Source organism: Wolbachia endosymbiont of Listronotus oregonensis, assembly GCF_031205055.1.
Taxonomy (GTDB): Bacteria; Pseudomonadota; Alphaproteobacteria; order Rickettsiales; family Anaplasmataceae; genus Wolbachia.
Genome location: NZ_CP102118.1, coordinates 1,264,783 through 1,284,325, shown reverse-complemented (window position 1 = coordinate 1,284,325; position 19,543 = coordinate 1,264,783). Strand labels below are relative to the sequence as shown.

Genomic DNA, 19,543 nt, shown 5'->3' with positions numbered 1-19,543 from the left:
TGTAACAATTATTTTATAACTATATTTACATATCACCATTATTAATCAATAATTAGTGTTTGTAAATTAACTGTGTCTAAAACATAGACCACAAAGGAAGGGAAAATGCGTTTTAAACTAGAAAAGGAAGATGCCCCAGGTAAAGACTGTAGTAACGCAACTCGTTATGTGATAACTACTAAAGTAAGAGTAAATAACGAAACAACAGTTAGTCTACCTACTACATCTTACGTTATTATTGATGAGCCTAGAGGTCAGCGCCTTATTGTGATTGACTATAGCTGTGGAACACAAAAGGTGCTGAATGGTTTATCTCAAGGACTACAACTAAAGCTAGAAAAAGTAGGAGATGACAACAAGTTAGCTTTGGTTACTGACTCAGGTGAATATTACTATTATTACCATGATGGCAATATTATTAATATAGCTACTATTGATTTTATACCTCAATCCCGCAAGAATGGTGAATATGTTCATGTATATGATTATGATACACGTTCTATAAAATTTAAACCACTTGAAAGTAGTAAGGTTTTAATAGATCCAAAAGATGTAATAAGTAGTAAAAATATGAGTCTTATTGGCAATAGACTTGATATACGAATTGGAGACAATTTTTTTAAGGGATCGGAAAATCAATTATACCAATCTTACAGGAGTGTTGAGGTATATAATTCCACTGGTAGTAAGGTTGGTATGTTGAATAATGTTGTTCCAATATTCGATCGGAGAAGTGATGATTTCAAATTATTTCCTTTTCATGGAATAAAGAGATTGAATGTGAAAAATAGCTATTTCGCAACAGAAAAATTAGGTAATAATTATGTTGGCTGCATATCAGATGAAAATAGCGAATGTAAGAATTTTTATGGTTTAAAACCTGATTTTGTAGGATATAACTACAGCCATAACTTAGATTTATATCCTTATTATTATAACTTAGAAAATTTTGGTAACTTTTTGGAGGTTGATGTGGTGAATACTAGAGAATTTGAAGACTTAAAAGCAGAAGTTCAACATTTAAAAGAGCAAATTAAGCAATTAAGACATACAGAACAAGTAGAAGGAATGCCTAGACTTCCAGGTTATCCAGGTCCTCCAGGTTATCGAGGTCCTCCAGGTGATAAAGGTCTAAGAGGTTATGAAGGTTTTCCAGGTCCTAGAGGTATTCCAGGTATTCCAGGTATTCCAGGTGAAAAAGGTAGACAGGGCGAGCCTGGGTCGCCAGGCTTTAGAGATCATTCAGGTCTTCCAGGTGGAAAAGGTTATCCAGGTCCTAAAGGTGAGCCAGGAAGAGATGCAAAGCCCGAGAATGTGGCAGCTATTTTATTATCAAGTGAACTAGAAAGATTCGAAAAAGCGCTGTTTAATACACCTATAACTGAATTAAAAGGTAAAACACTTAATAACTATGTTACTCAAGACCTGCCGAAGGAAATTGCAAATAATAAAAACTTAAAAAAAAGTATAAAGGGTGAAAAGGGCGATCAAGGATTAAGAGGAGAAGTTGGTTCTCCAGGTCCAGTAGGTCCTAAAGGTGAGCCAGGTTATCCAGGTCCTCAAGGTCTAAGAGGTGAGAAAGGTTATCCAGGTCAAGATGGTAGAGACGGAACCCCTGGTCCTAAAGCTTACTATTACCCACAAATAAAAACATAGTATTGTATTTACTCAAATAATTTAATTTTATTAACCTGAAAGCTTATTGGATTAAAATTATTAAACTAAGAGTTATAATTTTAGCAACTAAAAGCTGTAAATTGCACCATATAAACAGTTATTTCAAGCAAAAGTTATGCCATTAAGAGCTATGCAACAAACATTTATATTTGTGGGTAATAGTAAGGTCCTAAAGGACTAGATGGACCTCCTGGGCCAAGAGGTTTGCCAGGTCAAGGAGGCGAACCAAGACCACGTGGTCTCGATGGGCTGCCAGGCATACCTGGAGAAAAGGGCCAAAAAGGCGAGTTTTATGCAGTCTCAGGACTAAAAGGAAAGCCAGGTCCTAAAGGGGATCAAGGTCATCCAGGTCTAAACGGGTTGCCTGGAGAGAAAGGTGACAAGGGTGATCAAGGTTATTCGGGTTACGGCTATCCAAGCCAAAAGGGTGATCCAGGTGCACCTGGATCACCAGGACTAGATGGAATGCCTGGAGGACCAAAAGGTGAAAAAGGAGAAGCTAGTGGCCCACAAGGTCCAAAGGGAGAAAAGGGAATGCCAGGGTTGAGTATAACGAGTCCAAAAGGAGATCGTGGAGAAACGGGATTGAAAGGCTCAAAGGGGGATATAGGGCCACAAGGCCCTAAAGGCAAACAAGGTGATTTAGGGCTTATAGGGCCACAAGGCCCAAGTGGAGCGAAGGGAGAGAAAGGTAATGAAGGTAGTAGTGGTCCTAAAGGGCTGAGAGGTTGGAAAGGTGAATCTGGTTTGCAAGGTAAAGAAGGAGCGCAAGGTAAAGCTGGTAAAGATGGAACCCCGGGTTCTAAAGGAGCAGATGGAGCTCCTGGTCTTAGAGGTCCAGTAGGTCCAAGAGGCTTTAATGGCACGCAAGGAGAAAAGGTGCTCAAGGTCCAAGTGGAGCAAAGGGAGCGCAAGGTAAAGCTGGTAAAGATGGAACCCCGGGTTCTAAAGGAGCAGATGGAGCTCCTGGTCTTAGAGGTCCAGTAGGTCCAAGAGGCTTTAATGGTACGCAAGGTGTACAAGGAGAAAAAGGTGATCTTGGTCTCAAGGGAGATAGAGGTGAAATTGGAGCACCAGGAATGGATGGATTGCCAGGTCTACAAGGCTTTAATGGCACGCAAGGAGAAAAAGGTGCTCAAGGTCTAGTAGGTCCTAAAGGTGATAAAGGAGATTCAGGTCCAGTAGGTCCTCAAGGAGTAGATGGAGCGCCAGGTGTGTCTGGTAATAAAGGGGATGCTGGTCCAAAAGGCGATATGGGTGATAAAGGAGATACCGGAGCGCCGGGTACGGCTGGATTAAAAGGTGACAAAGGAGTAGATGGATTACCAGGGATGCCTGGAATAAAAGGTGATCAGGGAGACATAGGTCCTAAAGGCGATATGGGTGATAAAGGAGATACCGGAGCGCCGGGTACGGCTGGATTAAAAGGTGACAAAGGAGTAGATGGAGCGCCAGGTGTGTCTGGTAATAAAGGGGATGCTGGTCCAAAAGGCGATATGGGTGATAAAGGGGATACTGGGTTGCCAGGAATGCCTGGAGAAAAAGGTGACCAAGGAAATGCAGGTCCAAGAGGCCCTCAAGGAAATAAAGGTGCTCAAGGTCTAGTAGGTCCTAAAGGCAACACAGGAGCGCCTGGTCCTAAAGGCTCAAAGGGAGAAGATGGAATAGGTGCTGCAGTTGCTGATCAGTTTCTGCGCAAGATGAATCAAACAAAAATTGAAATTCAGAACGCTCAGAAAGCAGCAGAGGTAGCTAAAAGCGCTTCTGAAAAATCTGCCAAAGAAGCTAAAGATTTTAAAGAAGAGGCTGACAATTTTGTTGATAAAGCATTTCGATCAGAACAAAATACTCAAGCACTTTATAGTAAGGTAAAGGATATATTTTGTAAAACAAAACCTACAGATCAAGTTTGTACTGCACGTATAAAGAAGAGGGAAATTAAAAATTCAGACAATCTGCCAGTGACAAGTGGAGCAGGTAGACCAACTTCATTTATATCTCAAGTAATAAATTTCTTTTATCCTTTTGTAAAACAAGATGAATATAAAATAGAGAATAAAATACAAGAGCTTAATCAAGTGGCAAAAGTAATGGATGCAGCAGATATTGCTATAAAATTTGAAAAAGTATTAGAAGAAACAGCTTCAAAATGCGGCATTCCAAAGAAAAGCCTAAATTTTGATCCAGTAAAACTACAGTCAACCATTCTAGATAGGTCATTATTTAATGATGAAAGTCGTAACGAGCTGTTAAAACTCTTATATTTATCTGCAAAAAAATCATGTCCAAATTACAAACAAACTGATAGATTTTTGACTACTTTCAAAGATCGTATGGAAAGAACATTAGAAAACAATGAGCAACAAAGGGGGTTTGTTAATATTGAGAAAACAGCAACAGATAACGAGCAGCCAAGGAGTTTTATGAGCGATGTCACTCCTCCAAGTAGTTTCAAGGCGATTGATCTGAAGGCTGTTAATTGTTTAAGGTAATAGTATGGGAAATACATTTAGAATAGATAATAAAGATCCGCTCTATAAGAAGCTGATTAAACTTCCTACTGCATATTACAGGTTAGAGATTAATAACAACAAGTATACTATTCGTTCACACATTGGTACGGCTGAGTTGGGTGATACTATTAGTGATTTAAAGTTACAGAAGCTGGGTGATAAAATAGTTTTATATAAGGGAAAATCACCTCTGAAAGTGAAAAATAAAGATGGTGAAGAAGAGAATCTTATTATAGAGCAAGAAGATATCATAAGTGCAAACAGGGACAATATTATAGAAAAGCTTAGATCAAAACCAATAGAGATTTCGCTTTACCACATAGAAGACATTCCATATTTTGGTGCCAAATTACCCATTTCTAGACACAGTACAACAACTGAAGTACTAAACTTCATCAATTTTAATGATGAAAATGATCCAGTACTACAGAAGATCAAAGGAGAAAATGGTGGACTTTATTTTACAATAAAAGATGACAATATCTATATATCAGACAAAAATGGAAAGTGTCTTCCAGTGTGTAAAGATGACAGCTGCTATAAGTATCAATACACAAAAGATAAATGTGGTGTATTAACAATAAGTGATGTATCAACAATAATAGGCAATTTAACCGAGACTAACAACGAAAAGCAGAAATTCACTTTGCAAAAAGGGGAAGAGTTATCGGATAACATCTATGAAGCAAATGTTGCCTTGAATGATAAGCCCATAGCTACTTTACCAAAAATAGGTTACTACATGCTCGATGATCAATTGGTCATGCGTAATCATGTTACGAAAGAGGAGGTAATTGTCCCAAGGGATTTTCACTATTTAAAAGTTGTTAAATTTAATAATGATGATTATAAATTAACGTTTTGTAATTTTTTAGGTAATGAATTCTTTGAATATAAAAAATACGATCCACAGTATTCGAACGTTTCAGATGAATATAAATTCATAAGTTTGAGTTGTATGAAAGAAAAACGTAACCTAAATCTTGGTGAGTTACTTAGCCATCGGCCATCGTTTTTTATTACAGAAGGAATTGCTGAACCAGATTCTCTAGGTAACCATCAAGCTGTAGTGTTCGAAGTAATAAATAGTGGAAAGGGTGAAAAAAGGCTACATTGACTGATGAATTTGGTTATTTTGATAAAAATAATAAGTTTCACTATTATGATTATCATAAAAAAACGGAATATGATACTTATGATTCTTCTGAGATTAATCTAAAAGAAATGTATAAATGGACAGATAAAAATAGCGAATTTTGTTTTGCAGAAGATAACAATATAATTCTTCATACTATTCCAGAGTTATTGTAATTATGCGCACCAAATTAAGGAAGAATGAAGCGAAAGAGGGATAGGTTATAGGATGACAGAAGTTGGCTTTATTAGCTATAGGTGGTATGATACTTAGTCAATTTAAGTGAGCAGATGATCTTAGCTACAAAAGTATTTTTTACCTCATTTGTTTTTGGGTTTATTCTTTTTCCCTATTTTATAAAGCTTCTAAAAAAAATAAGTAAAGATGGGCAACCAATTAGATCATGTGGACCAGAAAGTCATTTAATAACAAAAAAGAATGTACCACCTATGGGCGGAATAATAATACTGATTTCTTCTTTATTACCAATTTTACTCTGGGCTCAGTTAACACTAGAAATTTTGCTGCTGATATTGATAACTCTATTTTTTGCTCTACTTGGATTTATTGATGATTATTTAAAATTGAAGACAAATCACTATCGAGGTTTAAGTGCAAAAACCAAAATACTTATTCAGTTTATTGTAACTCTGGTTAGTATGTCTATACTTAAGCTATACTCTGCTGAAGGTTTTACAAAAACGTCTCTATTTAAAGGAGTAATAATCGACTTTGGCTATCTATATGTTCCGTTTGCTGCGTTTGTAATTGTCGGCTCTGCTAATGCTGTGAATCTCACAGATGGTTTGGATGGCCTTGCTGCAACTCAAGTCATCACTTCCTTTGCTTTTTTGGGGCTAATTGCATATATAACTCAAGCAGATATGAATATTACTTTATTCTGCATTGCATTTATAGGAGCTATTTTAAGTTTCTTGTGGTTTAACACACATCCAGCAAAAATATTTATGGGTGATGTTGGAAGCCTGTCAATTGGTGCAGCTTTAGGGTTAACTAGCGTTTTAATGAAGAGAGAAATGCTTTTTGCCGTTATTGGAATAATCTTTGTAATAGAGACTCTATCTGTGATTATTCAGATATCATATTTTAAATATACAAAGTTTAAATATGGAGAAGGAAAAAGAGTTTTTCTTATGGCACCAATACATCATCACTTTGAGAAGAAGGGATGGTCAGAAAATGTAATCGTTATGAAATTTTGGATAATTTCTATTATCTGTTCAGTTTTTACTATAACTTTCTTATTATAAAAACCTATGAAATACCCAGACTTTACATTAGAAAATAAATTATCAGGAGTGATAGCAGGAGTGGATGAAGTTGGAAGAGGTCCGCTAGCTGGTCCAGTAATATCCGCAGCCGTAGTGTTTATTGATAGAAATACAATTATTGATGGAATCAACGACTCGAAAAAGTTGACTCCTCAATGTAGGCAAGTCCTATATGAAAAAATAACATCCGTTGCAAAATTTGGTATAGGAATGGCAAGCGTAGAAGAAATAAATTCATACAATATCTTGCAAGCAACAAAACTTTCAATGAAACGTGCGTTGATAGACCTGGACCTAGAATTAGATTATGTGCTAGTTGATGGTAATCAACCACCTGAAGTGAAATGGCAAGTGAAATCCATAGTAAATGGTGATAATTTGAGTACATCAATTGCAGCAGCTTCAATCGTTGCAAAAGTTACGAGAGATCGGCTTATGCAAGAATTGCACAATAAGCATCCTGAATATAATTGGTATAAAAATAAAGGATATGGGACAAAAGAGCACCTTAACGCTATTGGCCTTTATGGAATTACAGAACATCATAGAAAAAACTTTGCACCCATATCTCGGGCATTATAGCCTTTAGATAGTAATCACTTACCTTTTTTGAAAGGCATGTTTTCATTAAATAGGCAAACTGTACTTGATCCATTCCTTAAGGTAAACACTGAACTCACCCTTTCGATTATCAGGTAGTTGTCAGCTGTACGGAAGTTTACTAAAGACTCATACCCTGCAGAATCAACCATAAAAACTGCCGGGAAATCAGAGTTTATTTTATTGAATTGTAGATATGTAAATTTTCCGTCATCAAAAACCTTAATTGGTATTATTGACTGACTGCCTTTAACGTGCGAGATGGAATAATTAAAATTTAAGCCCTTCTTTACAACTTCAATGTCGTTTATATCAGGAATAATGGTATGACTAGCTTGTTCGAAGATATCGCCGTTATTTGTTGTGTAAATCTCATCACTGCTAAATAATGGATAAAGAAACCTTACTTCATATGCTAATTTTGGATCATCTAGTCCAGTTGCTTCTTCAGCATGAAGTTCAAAGTAATAAACTCTTTTATTGGTAATTATAGTTGCGTTAGTATCGGCAATATCATCTATAGGCTTAATAAACAATCTGTTACCTTGAGGAAGGAGTTGCCAACCAGTTGAATCACCCATTGAAAGGTTTTGTATTACCTCCCCTGGTTCAAACAATATGCTGGATTGATAACCATAAAAACCCGTATACTTATGTATAGCTTGTGGGTTATAATTTATTACCTTTATGTGATTATCTCCAGCTATTGAACGTGGCTCCTGTTTTGCAAGTGCATCACTACCACAAAAAAACAACAGTACGGCAAACAGTAAACCAATCATAATATCAAAATAAATTAATCTTCATTTTATCATTGATAGACATGCACTGCAACTGTTAAGCTGTACTATAAACCCCAATTATAGGTTAGCAAGGGGTAGAAAAGGCAAGAAATAAGGCAAACTCCTTAAATACTTTAGAACTACAGGAGGCTTCACCTGAACGGATATACTTGGAATCCTGCCATTTTCACTTCGTAAACATACCAAGAATTCTGTCCATTATTCCACCCATATTTGCTTCAGCTTGAGTATACTCTATTTTACCACCGTGCAAGATTAGTTTAATATCTGATCCAGGTGATATATTAACAAATTTACTGCCAACAACTCCACTGCTAGTGATCAGAGCTGAACTATCAATTGGCAATTTTATGTCTCTGCTTATACACATGTCGATTCGTGCTACGTAGGTAGCTTTGTCAAGTGATACACCAGTTATGCTTCCAACGTCCACACCAGAGATCTTGACACTATCACCAACTCCTATACCGTTAGCGTTAGCAAAAAGACCATATATTTTATAGCAATCCTTGTAGTTTTTCTTTATGTAAGATAGCTTATCAATAGCAAAGAAAACCAGAAAAATAGTGAAAATTAATACAAATAATCCAGCGGTTATTTCAAGTATATTTGACCTTCGCATCTTTAGTTATCAGGACTCCAGCTTTTATAGTAATTTTTCACTTTTTGGTTTGGATAGTATGCATCTTTTGTACCCGTTAAATTAGGAGTATGTTTTACTTTTCTTTTTTTATTATTAACTGGTACTACATTATCAGTATAGTGAAGCCATATATGCCATTCCGGAGACACTGTTGTAGGCTCAGAAACACTGCTATACATAACCCACCTTTTTCCTTTACTTGATTCATAATAAGAATTTCCATTTTCATCTCTTCCTACAAATTTATCTTCTCTTCGTAATAGGCGTTTTATTGCGTTACAAATTTTAGATAACATAAGAGTATTAAAACAAAAAGTATTATATATACTAATACTTTAACGATATATTAACAACAATTTAATGCAATTACCAATTTTACAAGTTATTATACCAATAATTGCATCAATGTTTTGCTTTCTTACCAAGAAACACAAGGTATCTTGGTTTATTTCTTTTATTGCAACAACAATCACTCTTATCATTTCATCGATACTACTCGTTAAAACATATAAAGGCGAGATTATAACTTATCACCTTGGAGACTGGGCTCCTCCGTACGGCATAGAGTTAAGAATCGACGTGTTAAACTCCTTGATTCTAACTTTGGTGAATTTTATAGCGCTGATAAGTGTGCTTTATAGCTTTTATATTAACGAAAAAGAAATTAGCAAAAACAAAATCACTGGTTTTTACTCTCTATTTCTACTGTGCTTAAGCGGACTGCTCGGAATTCTAGTAACAAACGACATATTCAATCTTTATGTTTTTTTGGAAATTTCATCTCTTTCTTCTTATGTATTAGTTTCAATGGGAAGGGATAAAAAAGCCTTGGTTGCAGCATTTGAATATCTAATTAGTGGCACTATAGGGGCAACGTTTTACTTGTTTGGTGTTGGGCTTTTGTACTCCATGACAGGAACGCTCAATATGTCTGACATGGCTGAAAGAATAGTTCCATTATACGATAACAACATCATAAAACTTGGCACATTGTTCATTTTTGTTGGTCTCTCAATTAAAATGGCACTGTTTCCATTAAGCAGGTGGCTGATTAATGCATATAGTGAGGCGCCAAGTTTCATTAGCATATTCTTTTCAGGCACAGTGACAAAAGTGATGATATATGTTTTCATTAGGATCTTCTATACTGTTTTCCATCAGAATTTCTTCTTATTTAAACCATCACTAAGCAACGTGATAATTATCCTCGCACTTTGCGCTGTTATATTTGGGTCAATATCTGCAATAACTGCAAAAGATATAAGAAGACTGCTTGCTAATTCTAGTGTCAGCCAAATTGGTTATATAATTTTAGCACTGAGTTTTAACTCAAAAACAGGTGTATTTGCAGCAATTCTTCACATAGTAAACCACAGCATAATAAAAACATCTTTATTCATGGCTGCAGGATGTATTTCTTACAAATTTGATACAACAAAAATAGAGAATTTATCGGGACTCAAGAAATCAATGCCTTATACAGCACTTGCGTTTACTCTACTTAGTTTAGCATTAGTCGGTGTGCCGCTAACAAATGGCTTTGTAAGCAAATGGTATATAATGAAAGCAGTTATAGAATCTCGCGCGTGGATTTCCCTGATAGCTTTTGCTGCCGGTTCTTTTCTTGCACTAATATACATGTGGAAGATGGTAGAGAAAATGTATTTTGAAAATAGTGCAGCATCAAGCGCTGGAATGACACTAGGCAAAATTAATGATGTGCCATTTCCTATGCTTTTCTGTCTATTGTTTATGGCAGCTTTAACAATAGTAACTGGAATATATAGCACTCCAATTCGGTTAGTAGTTGAGAAGTTGGTTTTTTGATTTTTATCTTTGTTTCATATTTTACTATACTTTAAGGTTATAAGTGTGGATAGGCTGAAGAAGATTCATTGGTTATTAGTCATTAACGTGATAGTGCTGTTTTGCGTTGGCATTGCTGTTCAATACTCTTCTGCTGGAGGAAAGTGGGTACCATTTGCAATTCACCAAATAGTCATATTTTCCTTCTTTTTCCTACTCGCTATAGCTATGTCATTCATAGAGCTAGATTTTTATTTGAAGCACGCCTACTTTTTTTATATAGCAGCAGCGATTTCGCTATTAGCAGTAAATTTTTTTGGCTCGCACATAATGGGTGCGACGAGGTGGATAAGAATTGGGTCAATTAGTTTGCAACCATCAGAATTTGCAAAAGTAGGCTTAATACTTGCGCTTGCTCGTTATTTTGATAAGCAAAGTGTGTATAAAATGATGGAATTTAAAAGATTGCTTAAGGCGGTAATAATTATTTTCTTGCCTGTATTCTTGGTGTTAAAGCAACCTAATTTAGGCACAGCTGTGATAATGTTGTTTATAGGAGCATCAATTATATTCACAGCAGTAATAAAAAGAGCTCATTTAGTAATTTGTGGGACGCTTGGCATTTTTGCAGTACCGGCTATTTGGCCTTTTTTACGTCCTTATCACAAGCAAAGGATATTGTCGTTTTTGGATTCATCAGTGGATCCACTTGGAATAGGTTATAATGCGCAGCAATCTCAGATAGCTATTGGTTCAGGAGGTTTGCTTGGTAAGGGCTTTGTTAACGGAAGTCAAACTCAACTTGGATTTTTGCCGGAGAAACGTACGGATTTTGCTTTTGCAGTGCTGAGTGAGGAGTGGGGCTTTTTAGGTAGCATGGCTTTAATTTTGCTTTATACCTCATTACTTGGCATAATTTTCTCTATCGCTTATAGGTCGAAAAATTATTTTTCTAAGTTAGTATCTATCGGGATTTTTGCTTTTTTTGGCGCTCATTTTTTTATAAACATTGGAATGTCAATAGGCCTCTTGCCTGTGATAGGCGATCCACTGCCATTTCTTTCCTATGGAGGAAGTACAACTGCTGCAAGCTTGATATGCATAGGATTATTGCTGGCAATAAAAGCAGATGAACAACAAAATGCTTGTATTTCACCTATGCTAAAGTAAAATTAAACTTTACTTAATAGTTTTTATGCTAGATGAAATGCGTGAGGAATGTGGAGTATTTGGTATAAGCTGCAATAACGATGCTGCATTTAACTCTATACTTGCTCTCCACGCTTTGCAGCATAGAGGTCAAGAGTCTTTTGGCGTAGTAACCAGTAACAACGATAAGCTGCACTCTTATCACTTTCAAGGTCAAGTGAGCAGCGTATTTGATGATATAGATGAAATAAAGAAATCCTTACCTGGAGATTGTGCAATAGGTCACGTTCGATACTCAACAAGTGGTAGTAAATTTGGAGTGCAGCCCATGCTTGGCAAAAGTGGCAAATTTGGGGATTTTGCCATAGCACATAATGGTAATTTAATTAATATTTCTCCGATACGCGAACAATTAATTAAACAAGAGTGCGTTTTTCAGTCAGATATTGATACAGAAGTAGTAGTGCATCTGACAGCAAGCGGTGAAAAAGATAGCTTTTTAGAGAGTTTTATATATGCATTAAAGCAAATACAAGGTGCTTATTCTTTTGTGGCAATCAATCAAGAAGTAGTTATTGGAGTACGTGATCCATCTGGAATCAGGCCTCTTGTTTTAGGAAAGTTAAACGGTTCTTACGTTCTTGCATCTGAAACTTGTGCTCTTGATATAATAAATGCAGAGTTTGTTAGAGAAATAGAACCAGGCGAATTAGTTACCATCAGTTCGGATAGTAAGCTAGCCTCAATGTTTCCTTTCCCACAGCAAAAATCAAGTTTTTGTATTTTTGAATACGTTTACTTTTCGAGACCAGACAGCATAATGGAGAATAGGTCCATATATGATATAAGAAAAGAAATAGGAAGAATACTTGCAGAAGAGAGCCCACCAAAAAACAATGTAAATATGGTTGTACCAATACCTGATTCTGGAATACCTGCAGCTATTGGATATGCAAAGCATTCAGGATTACCTATGGAACTGGGGATAATTCGTAATCATTACATAGGAAGAACTTTTATACAACCAACCGCTGAAGTACGTAAAGTTAGAATAAAATTAAAATTCAATGCTAATAAGCACACTTTGAAAGGTAAAAACATAATTTTAATAGATGATAGTATAGTGCGTGGTAGTACGCTCAGAAATATAATAGTTATGCTAAAGGATGCAGGAGTAAAAGAGATTCACCTCAAAATTTCAAGCCCACCAATTAAGCATTCTTGTTTTTATGGAATAGATACGCCAGAGTGCAAAGATTTAATTGCTGCAAATAAATCTGTAGAGGAAATTAAGGAAGTTATAGGAGTAGATAGCCTAGCCTTCTTGAGTATTGATGGACTATATCAGGCTGTTAAAGGAGAGGTGCGTAACAATGCTACACCACAATATTGCGATGCTTGTTTCACTGGTGATTATCCGATTGGCAAATAGTCTACGCAAGATCTTAAGTTTAGAAAATCTTAAACCGCCAAAATTTCTCTTGGCCTTTACTAATTCCGATTCTTGGAGTGCACACATAATCCGGGTTGAGATGAGATTCATAAACACAAAATTTGTGGCTTATAGTAAGGTCCAGTTTATTGTGTTCTTTTGTAATGTTTAATCTTTTGCACAATATTCCTGGTCCGCCTAAGTTTGCTTCAAGCGGTTCAATGAGCTTTAATCCCCGTATTAACACTGCTGCTGGGAACCCTTCTGCTTCTGTTACAATATTTAAACAGTAATACATTCCATATATAAAATACACGTATGAAAACCCCGGCATACCAAACATTACTGAGGTTCGGTTAGTATAGCCTCTTGCCGCGTGACAAGCTGGGTCATTCATTCCTATATAGGCTTCAACTTCGGTTATTATTCCACTAAAGTTAGAAAATTTGAGGACTTTTCCCAATAACTCTCCAGCTACAGTTAAGGTCGGCCGCTCGTAGAAATTTCTTGGTAGTATTGTGCTACCCATTTTTTATTTTTGTTCTGAGGTTCTATATAGAATTCAGTTTAAGAATTTCTGGATCCCAGTGTCAAGCACTGGGATGACAAGAAGGGGAGCTACTTGAATGACAAGAAAATGGTACTGGCATAATAAGAAAGAAACACTGAGATGGTGAAAGAGAGAATATACGCAAGCAGCACTCATAGGGTAGCGCGTGACGCTGGAATCCAGTTTTTTCCTATTACCACAAACCATAGCTTAATTAGTTAGAATAGCATAACTAGCGAATACGAAATGGAGAAGTTTTAATTTGAACTACAGTTTCAGTGCTATTTAACATATATGCCTTTATACACAAAAATGCCAGTATATGATATTATGCCAATCAATATATAATTGAATTATGGTAAAAAAGCTCTCTAATATTAAAGGCTCAAATACTCCTTTGCTTGATCAGTTAGAACGCGCCCCCTTGGTGTGCGCTTTACAAAACTAATTTTGATTAAATAAGGTTCTACTGTTTCTTCAATATTGCCAACATCCTCGGATAGCGCAATAGATATGGTGTCAATTCCAACAGGTCCTGAGGTGTTGAATAAAAATCTTAGATAATGCATATCAAGTTTATTGAGTCCCATTTTGTCTACACCCAATTTTAGCAATACAGAATCAGCGACTTCATAAGTGATTTTTTTGTCATCTTTCACTTCAACAAAATCCCTTATTCTTCTGAGTAACCTCAAAGCAATTCTTGGAGTGCCACGTGCACGGCAGGCAATTTCCCGTGCTGCATTTTCTTCAATTTCAGTAGAAAGAACTCTTGCGCCTCTTTTTATAATATTAACCAGTTCTTCAAAAGAATAAAACTCAAGATGCAAGGGAATGCCAAAACGATCTCTGAGTGGCGCAGAAAGTAATCCAAGCCGTGTAGTTGCTCCGATTAACGTAAATGGTGGTAGATCTATCCTTAAAGTGCGAGTAGATGGACCTTCACCTACTAATATGTCCAAGCAAAAATCTTCCATAGCAGTATATAAAACTTCTTCGATGCTGCGATTTAATCTATGGATTTCGTCGATAAATAGAACATCTTTTGCATTTAAAGTGGTAAGCACTGCAGCCAAGTCCCCAGCTTTACTAAGTAAAGGACCAGAAGTTGCGCGGAAGCTGACCCTTAATTCTTTAGAAACAATTTGTGCTAAAGTTGTTTTGCCAAGTCCTGGGGGACCATACAATAAAACGTGATCTAAGGCTTCAGTTCTTGTCTGTGCAGCATTTATAAACACTTTTAAATTTTGTATTAAGTCTTTTTGCCCGACAAAATCATCAAGTTGTTCAGGTCTGATGTTGATATTGCGCACATCTTCAGTATATTCTTTATCGCACGATATTGATTTCATAATGTTTTAAGCGCCATGCGAATAATATCCTTGGTGTCCAGATTTGACGATTCGTCTTGTATTTTTTTTATCGTATCATAAGCTTTCATTTTTTCATACCCAAGATTGATCAATGCTGAAAGGGCATCTTCATTGATTGGATGAAAATTATTGTTATTTATTTCTAATTTACTCACTTTGCCACTTAATTCAGTGATGATTCGATTTATGAGTTTCATGCCAAGTCCACTCATCTTGAGTGCTACTTTATCTTCATTCATAATTGCCAAAAACAGCTGTTCTGGAGTTAATTTACTCAAAATTGACATTGCAGTTTTATAGCTAACACCACTTACTTTAACAAGCAACCTCAAGCACTGCTGTTCTTCTTTGCTTATAAAACCATATAGCTGAGCGACATTTTCTCTGTTATTTGCATAGGTTTCGATAAGTAATTTAACTCTACTTCCGATGGAACATGCATTTAAAGTTTTGGCTGAGAGATACACCATATAGCCAACATCATTCACATTCAGGATTATGTGATCACTGCGCACTTCATCAACTATTCCGCTTAGATTTCCTATCATTTTTAGCACTGTATAGGGTTCAGTTTAAATACTCCTGGATCTTAGGTCAAGCAAACGAACATTATAACAGAGAGCCAAGTAGATCATAGAAACGAAAAACTTCCTTGACACATTTTGCCAACATTTGCCGCTTCAAGTCTGTCTGCTATGACTTTTATATACTGATAATCATTATACTCACACCCCGGTACCACCGTTTGAAAGCACAGTTCAATGAATTTTAGAAAGTTTATTTTGTCCATGATATAATGTTGAAACCAGCGCGTGACGCTGGGATGACAAAAAAGGAGCACTGGAATGACAAGGCTATAGGTTGCAAGCGAGACGTCATACCGTGATTTATTCACGGTATCTCTTGGCATAGATCCCGCTAATAAGTAGCGGGATGACGAATTGCTTAATTGTCATACCGCCGCAGACCGTCATACCGCCGCGGTATCTCATCCGCTAACAAGAGATCCCGCTAACACGTAGCGGGATGACGAAGTTATCGTCATGCCACCGCGAACCGTCATATCGCCGCAGACCGTCATACCGCCGCGGTATCTCATCCGCTAACAAGAGATCCCGCTAACACGTAGCGGGATGACGATTCTTCAAATCGTCAAGGTGTCATCCGAGTAGCTTGACTACTTGGATCCAGAAAACTTAACTTTAAATAAGTGGCTGCATAATAAAGACTAGATTCCAGCGTCACGCGCTGGAATGACACCATTTTCGGTCTCTTAAATTGCTTTAGCTAGAAACATTAAGAAATTTACCAAATGGAAAAAAAAGGCAAAAGAAGCCCCGTGGTGCAAGTTTTGACTCTATATTACTGTAAGTGGCGCTGTAATAATGTGCTAACGCTTAAAATAAGCGCGATTTGGCTGAATGTAGAAAAAATAAAAAAGACATGCAGCCGCTATAATTTTATGTAATCCGCCAAAAAATACCCTGAGTTTTTTACTGAATTTTGTCATTGAGCCTGCAGGTCAAAAACAAGTTTTGAGTCATAAATACCCTTATTGTCATAATAAGGGGGCTGGCGGAGTTTGTCAAGCAAGTTTTATGGCCTAGCGTCACACGCTGGAATGACACCGGATCTCACATTCATTCTACTGCAACGCAGAAAATTCGTACAATTGTGCATGATGTAGGGTTTCTGGCTACATTTTTCTATTAAACTCACCTTTCCTCTATGTAACAGATTTCGTATTAAATTTTAAATTTAATGCGCCTAGATATACAAGCATTCCTAGCAAAACCATAGGTATAGAAAGCAACTGCCCCATAGTTAAATCAAGCCACAAATAGCCAATTTGATAGTCTGGTTCGCGAAAAAACTCAACGAAAAAACGTGCTACTCCATACCACATAACTGCAATACCAGTTAACGCACCGTGATACAGTCTTATTCTAGTCAAGAAAAACAGTGAATTTGCAACTGCAAAAAGTAGCAGTCCTTCAAAAAGTGCCTCATAAAGCTGGCTTGGATGACGCAGCAAATTATCACCACTTTCTGGAAATACCATACCCCATGGCATAGTTGTAACTCTGCCAAATAACTCTCCGTTTATAAAATTGCCTATGCGACCTAAAAATAAACCTATGGGAACTCCGCAAGAAACTAGGTCCAGTGCATAAAATATAGGAATGTTATGTCTTTTACACGAAATTATTACTGCAAGCAAAACTCCTATAGCACCACCATGAAATGACATTCCTCCTTCCCAGGTCTTCAATATCTCGATAGGGTTGCTTATATAAAGAACTGGATCATATATCAATACGTAGCCAAGTCTACCTCCAAGGATAATGCCTACAATAGTGGCTGTTAATAACGAATCGTAAAAATTCTTAGTAAATATTTTTTGGTCGTCTAGCTTGTGTAAATACCAATATGCAGACACTATACCCAAAACGTAAGCTAAGGAATACCAATATATAGAAACAGGACCGATGCTGAAAATTACTGGATTTAAAGACATATTTTGCTATAAATTATTCTTAGACAATCTACTTTTTTCACGATCCCACTCTCTCTGTTTTATGGTTGCTCTCTTATCGTAGAGTTTTTTTCCTTTTACAATGGCAATTTTAGTTTTTGCAAATCCTTTATCATTAAAATAGATCGAAAGCGGCACAACAGTTATCCCAGCGGTTTTGATTTGACCAATTAGTTTGTTTATCTCTTTTTTATGTAAAAGCAGTTTACGTTCCCTTTTTGGTTTATGATTTTTTCGGTTTGCAGCTTTATATTCTGCAATATGCATATTGTGCAGCCATATTTCGCTATTCTTTTCGATAACGTAGGCGTCGGAAATATTTACTTTTCTTTCTCTTAGCGATTTAACTTCACTGCTTAATAAGACCATACCCGCTTCAAATTCTTCTAAGATGAAATATTCAAACCTTGCTTTCCTATTTTCTGCAATAACTTCCATATCTAAAGATATCTTTAAGCTTCAATATATTACAGAGTTTTTGACTTAATTCATAATATATCTTTCCTTAAAAAATCATTTAAGTTATACTGCAAACCATGAACCTTAGGCAAAAAATCAAGTTTTTTTCTCTATCATTTGTAATTTTATTTTCTCTATGGACTGTATTGTCTGGTTATTTTGAGCCATTTTTTATTTTTTGTGGAGTGTTTTCCTCTATATTCACATTATTTATCTTTAGAAGGTTGATAAACGCTGAAAGAGCTCTTAGCCAGATTTTAAATGGTACGAGTAGACTGTCGTTTTATAAGTTAGTAAGTTATATACCATGGTTAATGTACCAAATCATTTTATCAAGTGTTTATGTAACAAAAAAGGTGCTACGACTCAAATCTAAGCTTGAGCCAATCATTATCCTAAGAAAATGCAAAGGGCATAATGATGAAAGCATTGCGTTATTTGCCAATTCGGTTACAATCACTCCTGGAACTTTAACTATCAATGTTGAAAGTAAGCAGAAAACATATTTCTCTACCATGTATCTGATAGATAAAGATCTTGAAAGCGGCATTTCTGAAATAGAAAATAAAATCTTAAAAATACTACGTTCAGTTAAGTAATTGCTTTAAATAAGTTAACAGCATCCTTATATTCCCTTACAAGACTTTCAAGCATCTCTTTTGGAAGGCTATTGTTAACAATAGAACATAAATAATTATGTAAATCTTCTAACCTTAGTATGTTATTTCTCTTCTTGCTGTTGAATTTATACGGAAAAATACCTTCCATAACTTCAATAGTAGTAGCCTTGTTTAAAAATACATTTTCACTTGTCACGCTTATTCTTGCTAAAACAGTGTTAATTTCAGGTTCGTCATTTGTATAAAAATCTGATAGCTGAGTTATTCTAATAACGTATAAAGTTACTATTTTTGATAAGCAATTATCAGCATATTCACAATTTTTTATTACCTCCCACTGAGTAACCTGGGATTTACCTATTTTTGCATTGTTCGGTAATTTACTCATTCAACTTTCTCCATTTAATCCAGTAGATAGATTATACTAATACTTTGTTAAATAAATGATAACGCAATCATAAAAATATATATTCATAATGGCATGTTATGTAAAATAGTACGATATCCAGACATTAAAGTTGATTTAGGCTGGTTTATATTGGGCACCTCTTATTTCTGCATTACCTAAGCAAGCTAAGCTGTAAAATGACAGTTGGACATCAGCTCATAACAGGAGCACTCTGAAATATAGGGAGAGTAGACCGGCAGACCTTCCCGCCAGCCTCTCACAGAACCTTACTATTACCCACAAATATAAATGTTTGTTGCATAGCTCTTAATGGCATAACTTTTGCTTGAAATAACTGTTTATATGGTGCAATTTACAGCTTTTAGTTGCTAAAATTATAACTCTTAGTTTAATAATTTTAATCCAATAAGCTTTCAGGTTAATAAAATTAAATTATTTGAGTAAATACAATACTATGTTTTTATTTGTGGGTAATAGTAAGGTTCGGAGAGGGGTTGTTGGAAAAGTACTTAACAAGTAACTCGCTGGCTGCCCACTCTACTTCAT

The 19,543-nt window shown here is 36.0% G+C and carries 21 protein-coding genes; 11 read left to right on the top strand and 10 right to left on the bottom strand.

From position 1 onward, the window contains the following. The first annotated feature begins 105 nt into the window (after positions 1 to 105). From NMD99_RS06505 to NMD99_RS06475, 7 genes are all read left to right on the top strand, one after another. Positions 106 to 1,656 (top strand): collagen-like protein, encoded by a 1,551-nt coding sequence (locus tag NMD99_RS06505; protein ID WP_309165969.1) that lies wholly within the window; start codon positions 106 to 108, stop codon positions 1,654 to 1,656. A gap of 225 nt (positions 1,657 to 1,881) precedes the next feature. Then, positions 1,882 to 2,664 carry a collagen-like domain-containing protein gene (locus tag NMD99_RS06500; RefSeq protein WP_309165967.1) on the top strand — a complete coding sequence of 261 codons (783 nt, stop codon included), beginning with the start codon at positions 1,882 to 1,884 and terminating at the stop codon, positions 2,662 to 2,664. 92 nt (positions 2,665 to 2,756) lie between these two features. Continuing rightward, positions 2,757 to 4,169, top strand: a complete 1,413-nt coding sequence (locus tag NMD99_RS06495) for a collagen-like domain-containing protein (RefSeq protein WP_309165965.1) — start codon at positions 2,757 to 2,759, stop codon at positions 4,167 to 4,169. A gap of 4 nt (positions 4,170 to 4,173) precedes the next feature. Beyond that, positions 4,174 to 5,307: a hypothetical protein gene (locus NMD99_RS06490; protein WP_309165964.1), complete on the top strand. Its 1,134-nt coding sequence runs from the start codon at positions 4,174 to 4,176 to the stop codon at positions 5,305 to 5,307. Beyond that, complete coding sequence (locus tag NMD99_RS06485; RefSeq protein ID WP_309165962.1) at positions 5,304 to 5,501, top strand: hypothetical protein; 198 nt, start codon at positions 5,304 to 5,306, stop codon at positions 5,499 to 5,501. The genes NMD99_RS06490 and NMD99_RS06485 overlap by 4 nt, the downstream gene beginning before the upstream one ends. A gap of 114 nt (positions 5,502 to 5,615) precedes the next feature. Next, positions 5,616 to 6,596, top strand: coding sequence for a phospho-N-acetylmuramoyl-pentapeptide-transferase (mraY, locus tag NMD99_RS06480; RefSeq protein ID WP_253309561.1), 981 nt, complete (start codon positions 5,616 to 5,618; stop codon positions 6,594 to 6,596). A 6-nt stretch (positions 6,597 to 6,602) separates the two neighbouring features. After that, positions 6,603 to 7,199 (top strand): ribonuclease HII, encoded by a 597-nt coding sequence (locus NMD99_RS06475; RefSeq protein WP_010082329.1) that lies wholly within the window; start codon positions 6,603 to 6,605, stop codon positions 7,197 to 7,199. Positions 7,200 to 7,213: 14 nt separating this feature from the next. On the opposite strand, the gene virB9 is transcribed toward NMD99_RS06475, so the two are convergent. The 3 genes from virB9 to NMD99_RS06460 all read right to left on the bottom strand — a co-directional run bounded on the left by virB9 (position 7,214) and on the right by NMD99_RS06460 (position 8,959). Next, on the bottom strand, positions 7,214 to 7,999 hold the full coding sequence (gene virB9, locus NMD99_RS06470; protein WP_253309562.1) for a P-type conjugative transfer protein VirB9: 786 nt from the start codon (positions 7,997 to 7,999) through the stop codon (positions 7,214 to 7,216). Between the two features lie 187 nt (positions 8,000 to 8,186). Further along, on the bottom strand, positions 8,187 to 8,642 hold the full coding sequence (mlaD, locus tag NMD99_RS06465) for an outer membrane lipid asymmetry maintenance protein MlaD (RefSeq protein WP_264688362.1): 456 nt from the start codon (positions 8,640 to 8,642) through the stop codon (positions 8,187 to 8,189). 2 nt (positions 8,643 to 8,644) lie between these two features. After that, positions 8,645 to 8,959, bottom strand: coding sequence for an NADH-ubiquinone oxidoreductase subunit NDUFA12 family protein (locus NMD99_RS06460; RefSeq protein ID WP_253309564.1), 315 nt, complete (start codon positions 8,957 to 8,959; stop codon positions 8,645 to 8,647). A gap of 64 nt (positions 8,960 to 9,023) precedes the next feature. Between NMD99_RS06460 and NMD99_RS06455 the strand changes: the two genes are divergently transcribed. From NMD99_RS06455 to purF, 3 genes are read left to right on the top strand one after another with little or no spacing between them, the layout of a single operon-like run. Continuing rightward, positions 9,024 to 10,490, top strand: a complete 1,467-nt coding sequence (locus tag NMD99_RS06455; protein WP_253309565.1) for a proton-conducting transporter transmembrane domain-containing protein — start codon at positions 9,024 to 9,026, stop codon at positions 10,488 to 10,490. Between the two features lie 45 nt (positions 10,491 to 10,535). After that, the gene (gene rodA, locus NMD99_RS06450) at positions 10,536 to 11,639 is read left to right on the top strand and encodes a rod shape-determining protein RodA (RefSeq protein WP_253309566.1); all 1,104 of its coding nucleotides are present in this window, start codon (positions 10,536 to 10,538) and stop codon (positions 11,637 to 11,639) included. Between the two features lie 25 nt (positions 11,640 to 11,664). Further along, positions 11,665 to 13,050 (top strand): amidophosphoribosyltransferase, encoded by a 1,386-nt coding sequence (gene purF, locus NMD99_RS06445; protein ID WP_265016499.1) that lies wholly within the window; start codon positions 11,665 to 11,667, stop codon positions 13,048 to 13,050. A gap of 19 nt (positions 13,051 to 13,069) precedes the next feature. On the opposite strand, the gene NMD99_RS06440 is transcribed toward purF, so the two are convergent. From NMD99_RS06440 to smpB, 6 genes are all read right to left on the bottom strand, one after another. After that, positions 13,070 to 13,579, bottom strand: a complete 510-nt coding sequence (locus NMD99_RS06440; RefSeq protein WP_253309568.1) for a DNA-3-methyladenine glycosylase — start codon at positions 13,577 to 13,579, stop codon at positions 13,070 to 13,072. A gap of 398 nt (positions 13,580 to 13,977) precedes the next feature. Next, positions 13,978 to 14,952: a Holliday junction branch migration DNA helicase RuvB gene (ruvB, locus tag NMD99_RS06435; protein WP_250296119.1), complete on the bottom strand. Its 975-nt coding sequence runs from the start codon at positions 14,950 to 14,952 to the stop codon at positions 13,978 to 13,980. Further along, positions 14,949 to 15,521, bottom strand: a complete 573-nt coding sequence (ruvA, locus tag NMD99_RS06430) for a Holliday junction branch migration protein RuvA (RefSeq protein WP_253309569.1) — start codon at positions 15,519 to 15,521, stop codon at positions 14,949 to 14,951. The genes ruvB and ruvA overlap by 4 nt, the downstream gene beginning before the upstream one ends. Before the next feature lie 83 nt (positions 15,522 to 15,604). Further along, positions 15,605 to 15,883 (bottom strand): hypothetical protein, encoded by a 279-nt coding sequence (locus NMD99_RS06425; protein WP_309165956.1) that lies wholly within the window; start codon positions 15,881 to 15,883, stop codon positions 15,605 to 15,607. 816 nt (positions 15,884 to 16,699) lie between these two features. Beyond that, on the bottom strand, positions 16,700 to 17,491 hold the full coding sequence (gene lgt, locus NMD99_RS06420; protein ID WP_253309570.1) for a prolipoprotein diacylglyceryl transferase: 792 nt from the start codon (positions 17,489 to 17,491) through the stop codon (positions 16,700 to 16,702). Positions 17,492 to 17,497: 6 nt separating this feature from the next. Then, entirely contained in the window at positions 17,498 to 17,947 is a 450-nt protein-coding gene (gene smpB / locus NMD99_RS06415) for an SsrA-binding protein SmpB (RefSeq protein ID WP_253309571.1), read from the bottom strand. Between the two features lie 98 nt (positions 17,948 to 18,045). Between smpB and NMD99_RS06410 the strand changes: the two genes are divergently transcribed. Then, positions 18,046 to 18,567, top strand: a complete 522-nt coding sequence (locus tag NMD99_RS06410) for a Na+/H+ antiporter subunit E (RefSeq protein ID WP_253302098.1) — start codon at positions 18,046 to 18,048, stop codon at positions 18,565 to 18,567. Here the strand turns inward: NMD99_RS06410 and NMD99_RS06405 are convergent. After that, a complete protein-coding gene (locus NMD99_RS06405) occupies positions 18,560 to 18,976 on the bottom strand; it encodes a hypothetical protein (RefSeq protein ID WP_253309572.1) in 417 nt (138 codons plus the stop codon). The two genes, NMD99_RS06410 and NMD99_RS06405, sit on opposite strands and share 8 nt — an antisense overlap. Positions 18,977 to 19,543 lie beyond the last annotated feature (567 nt).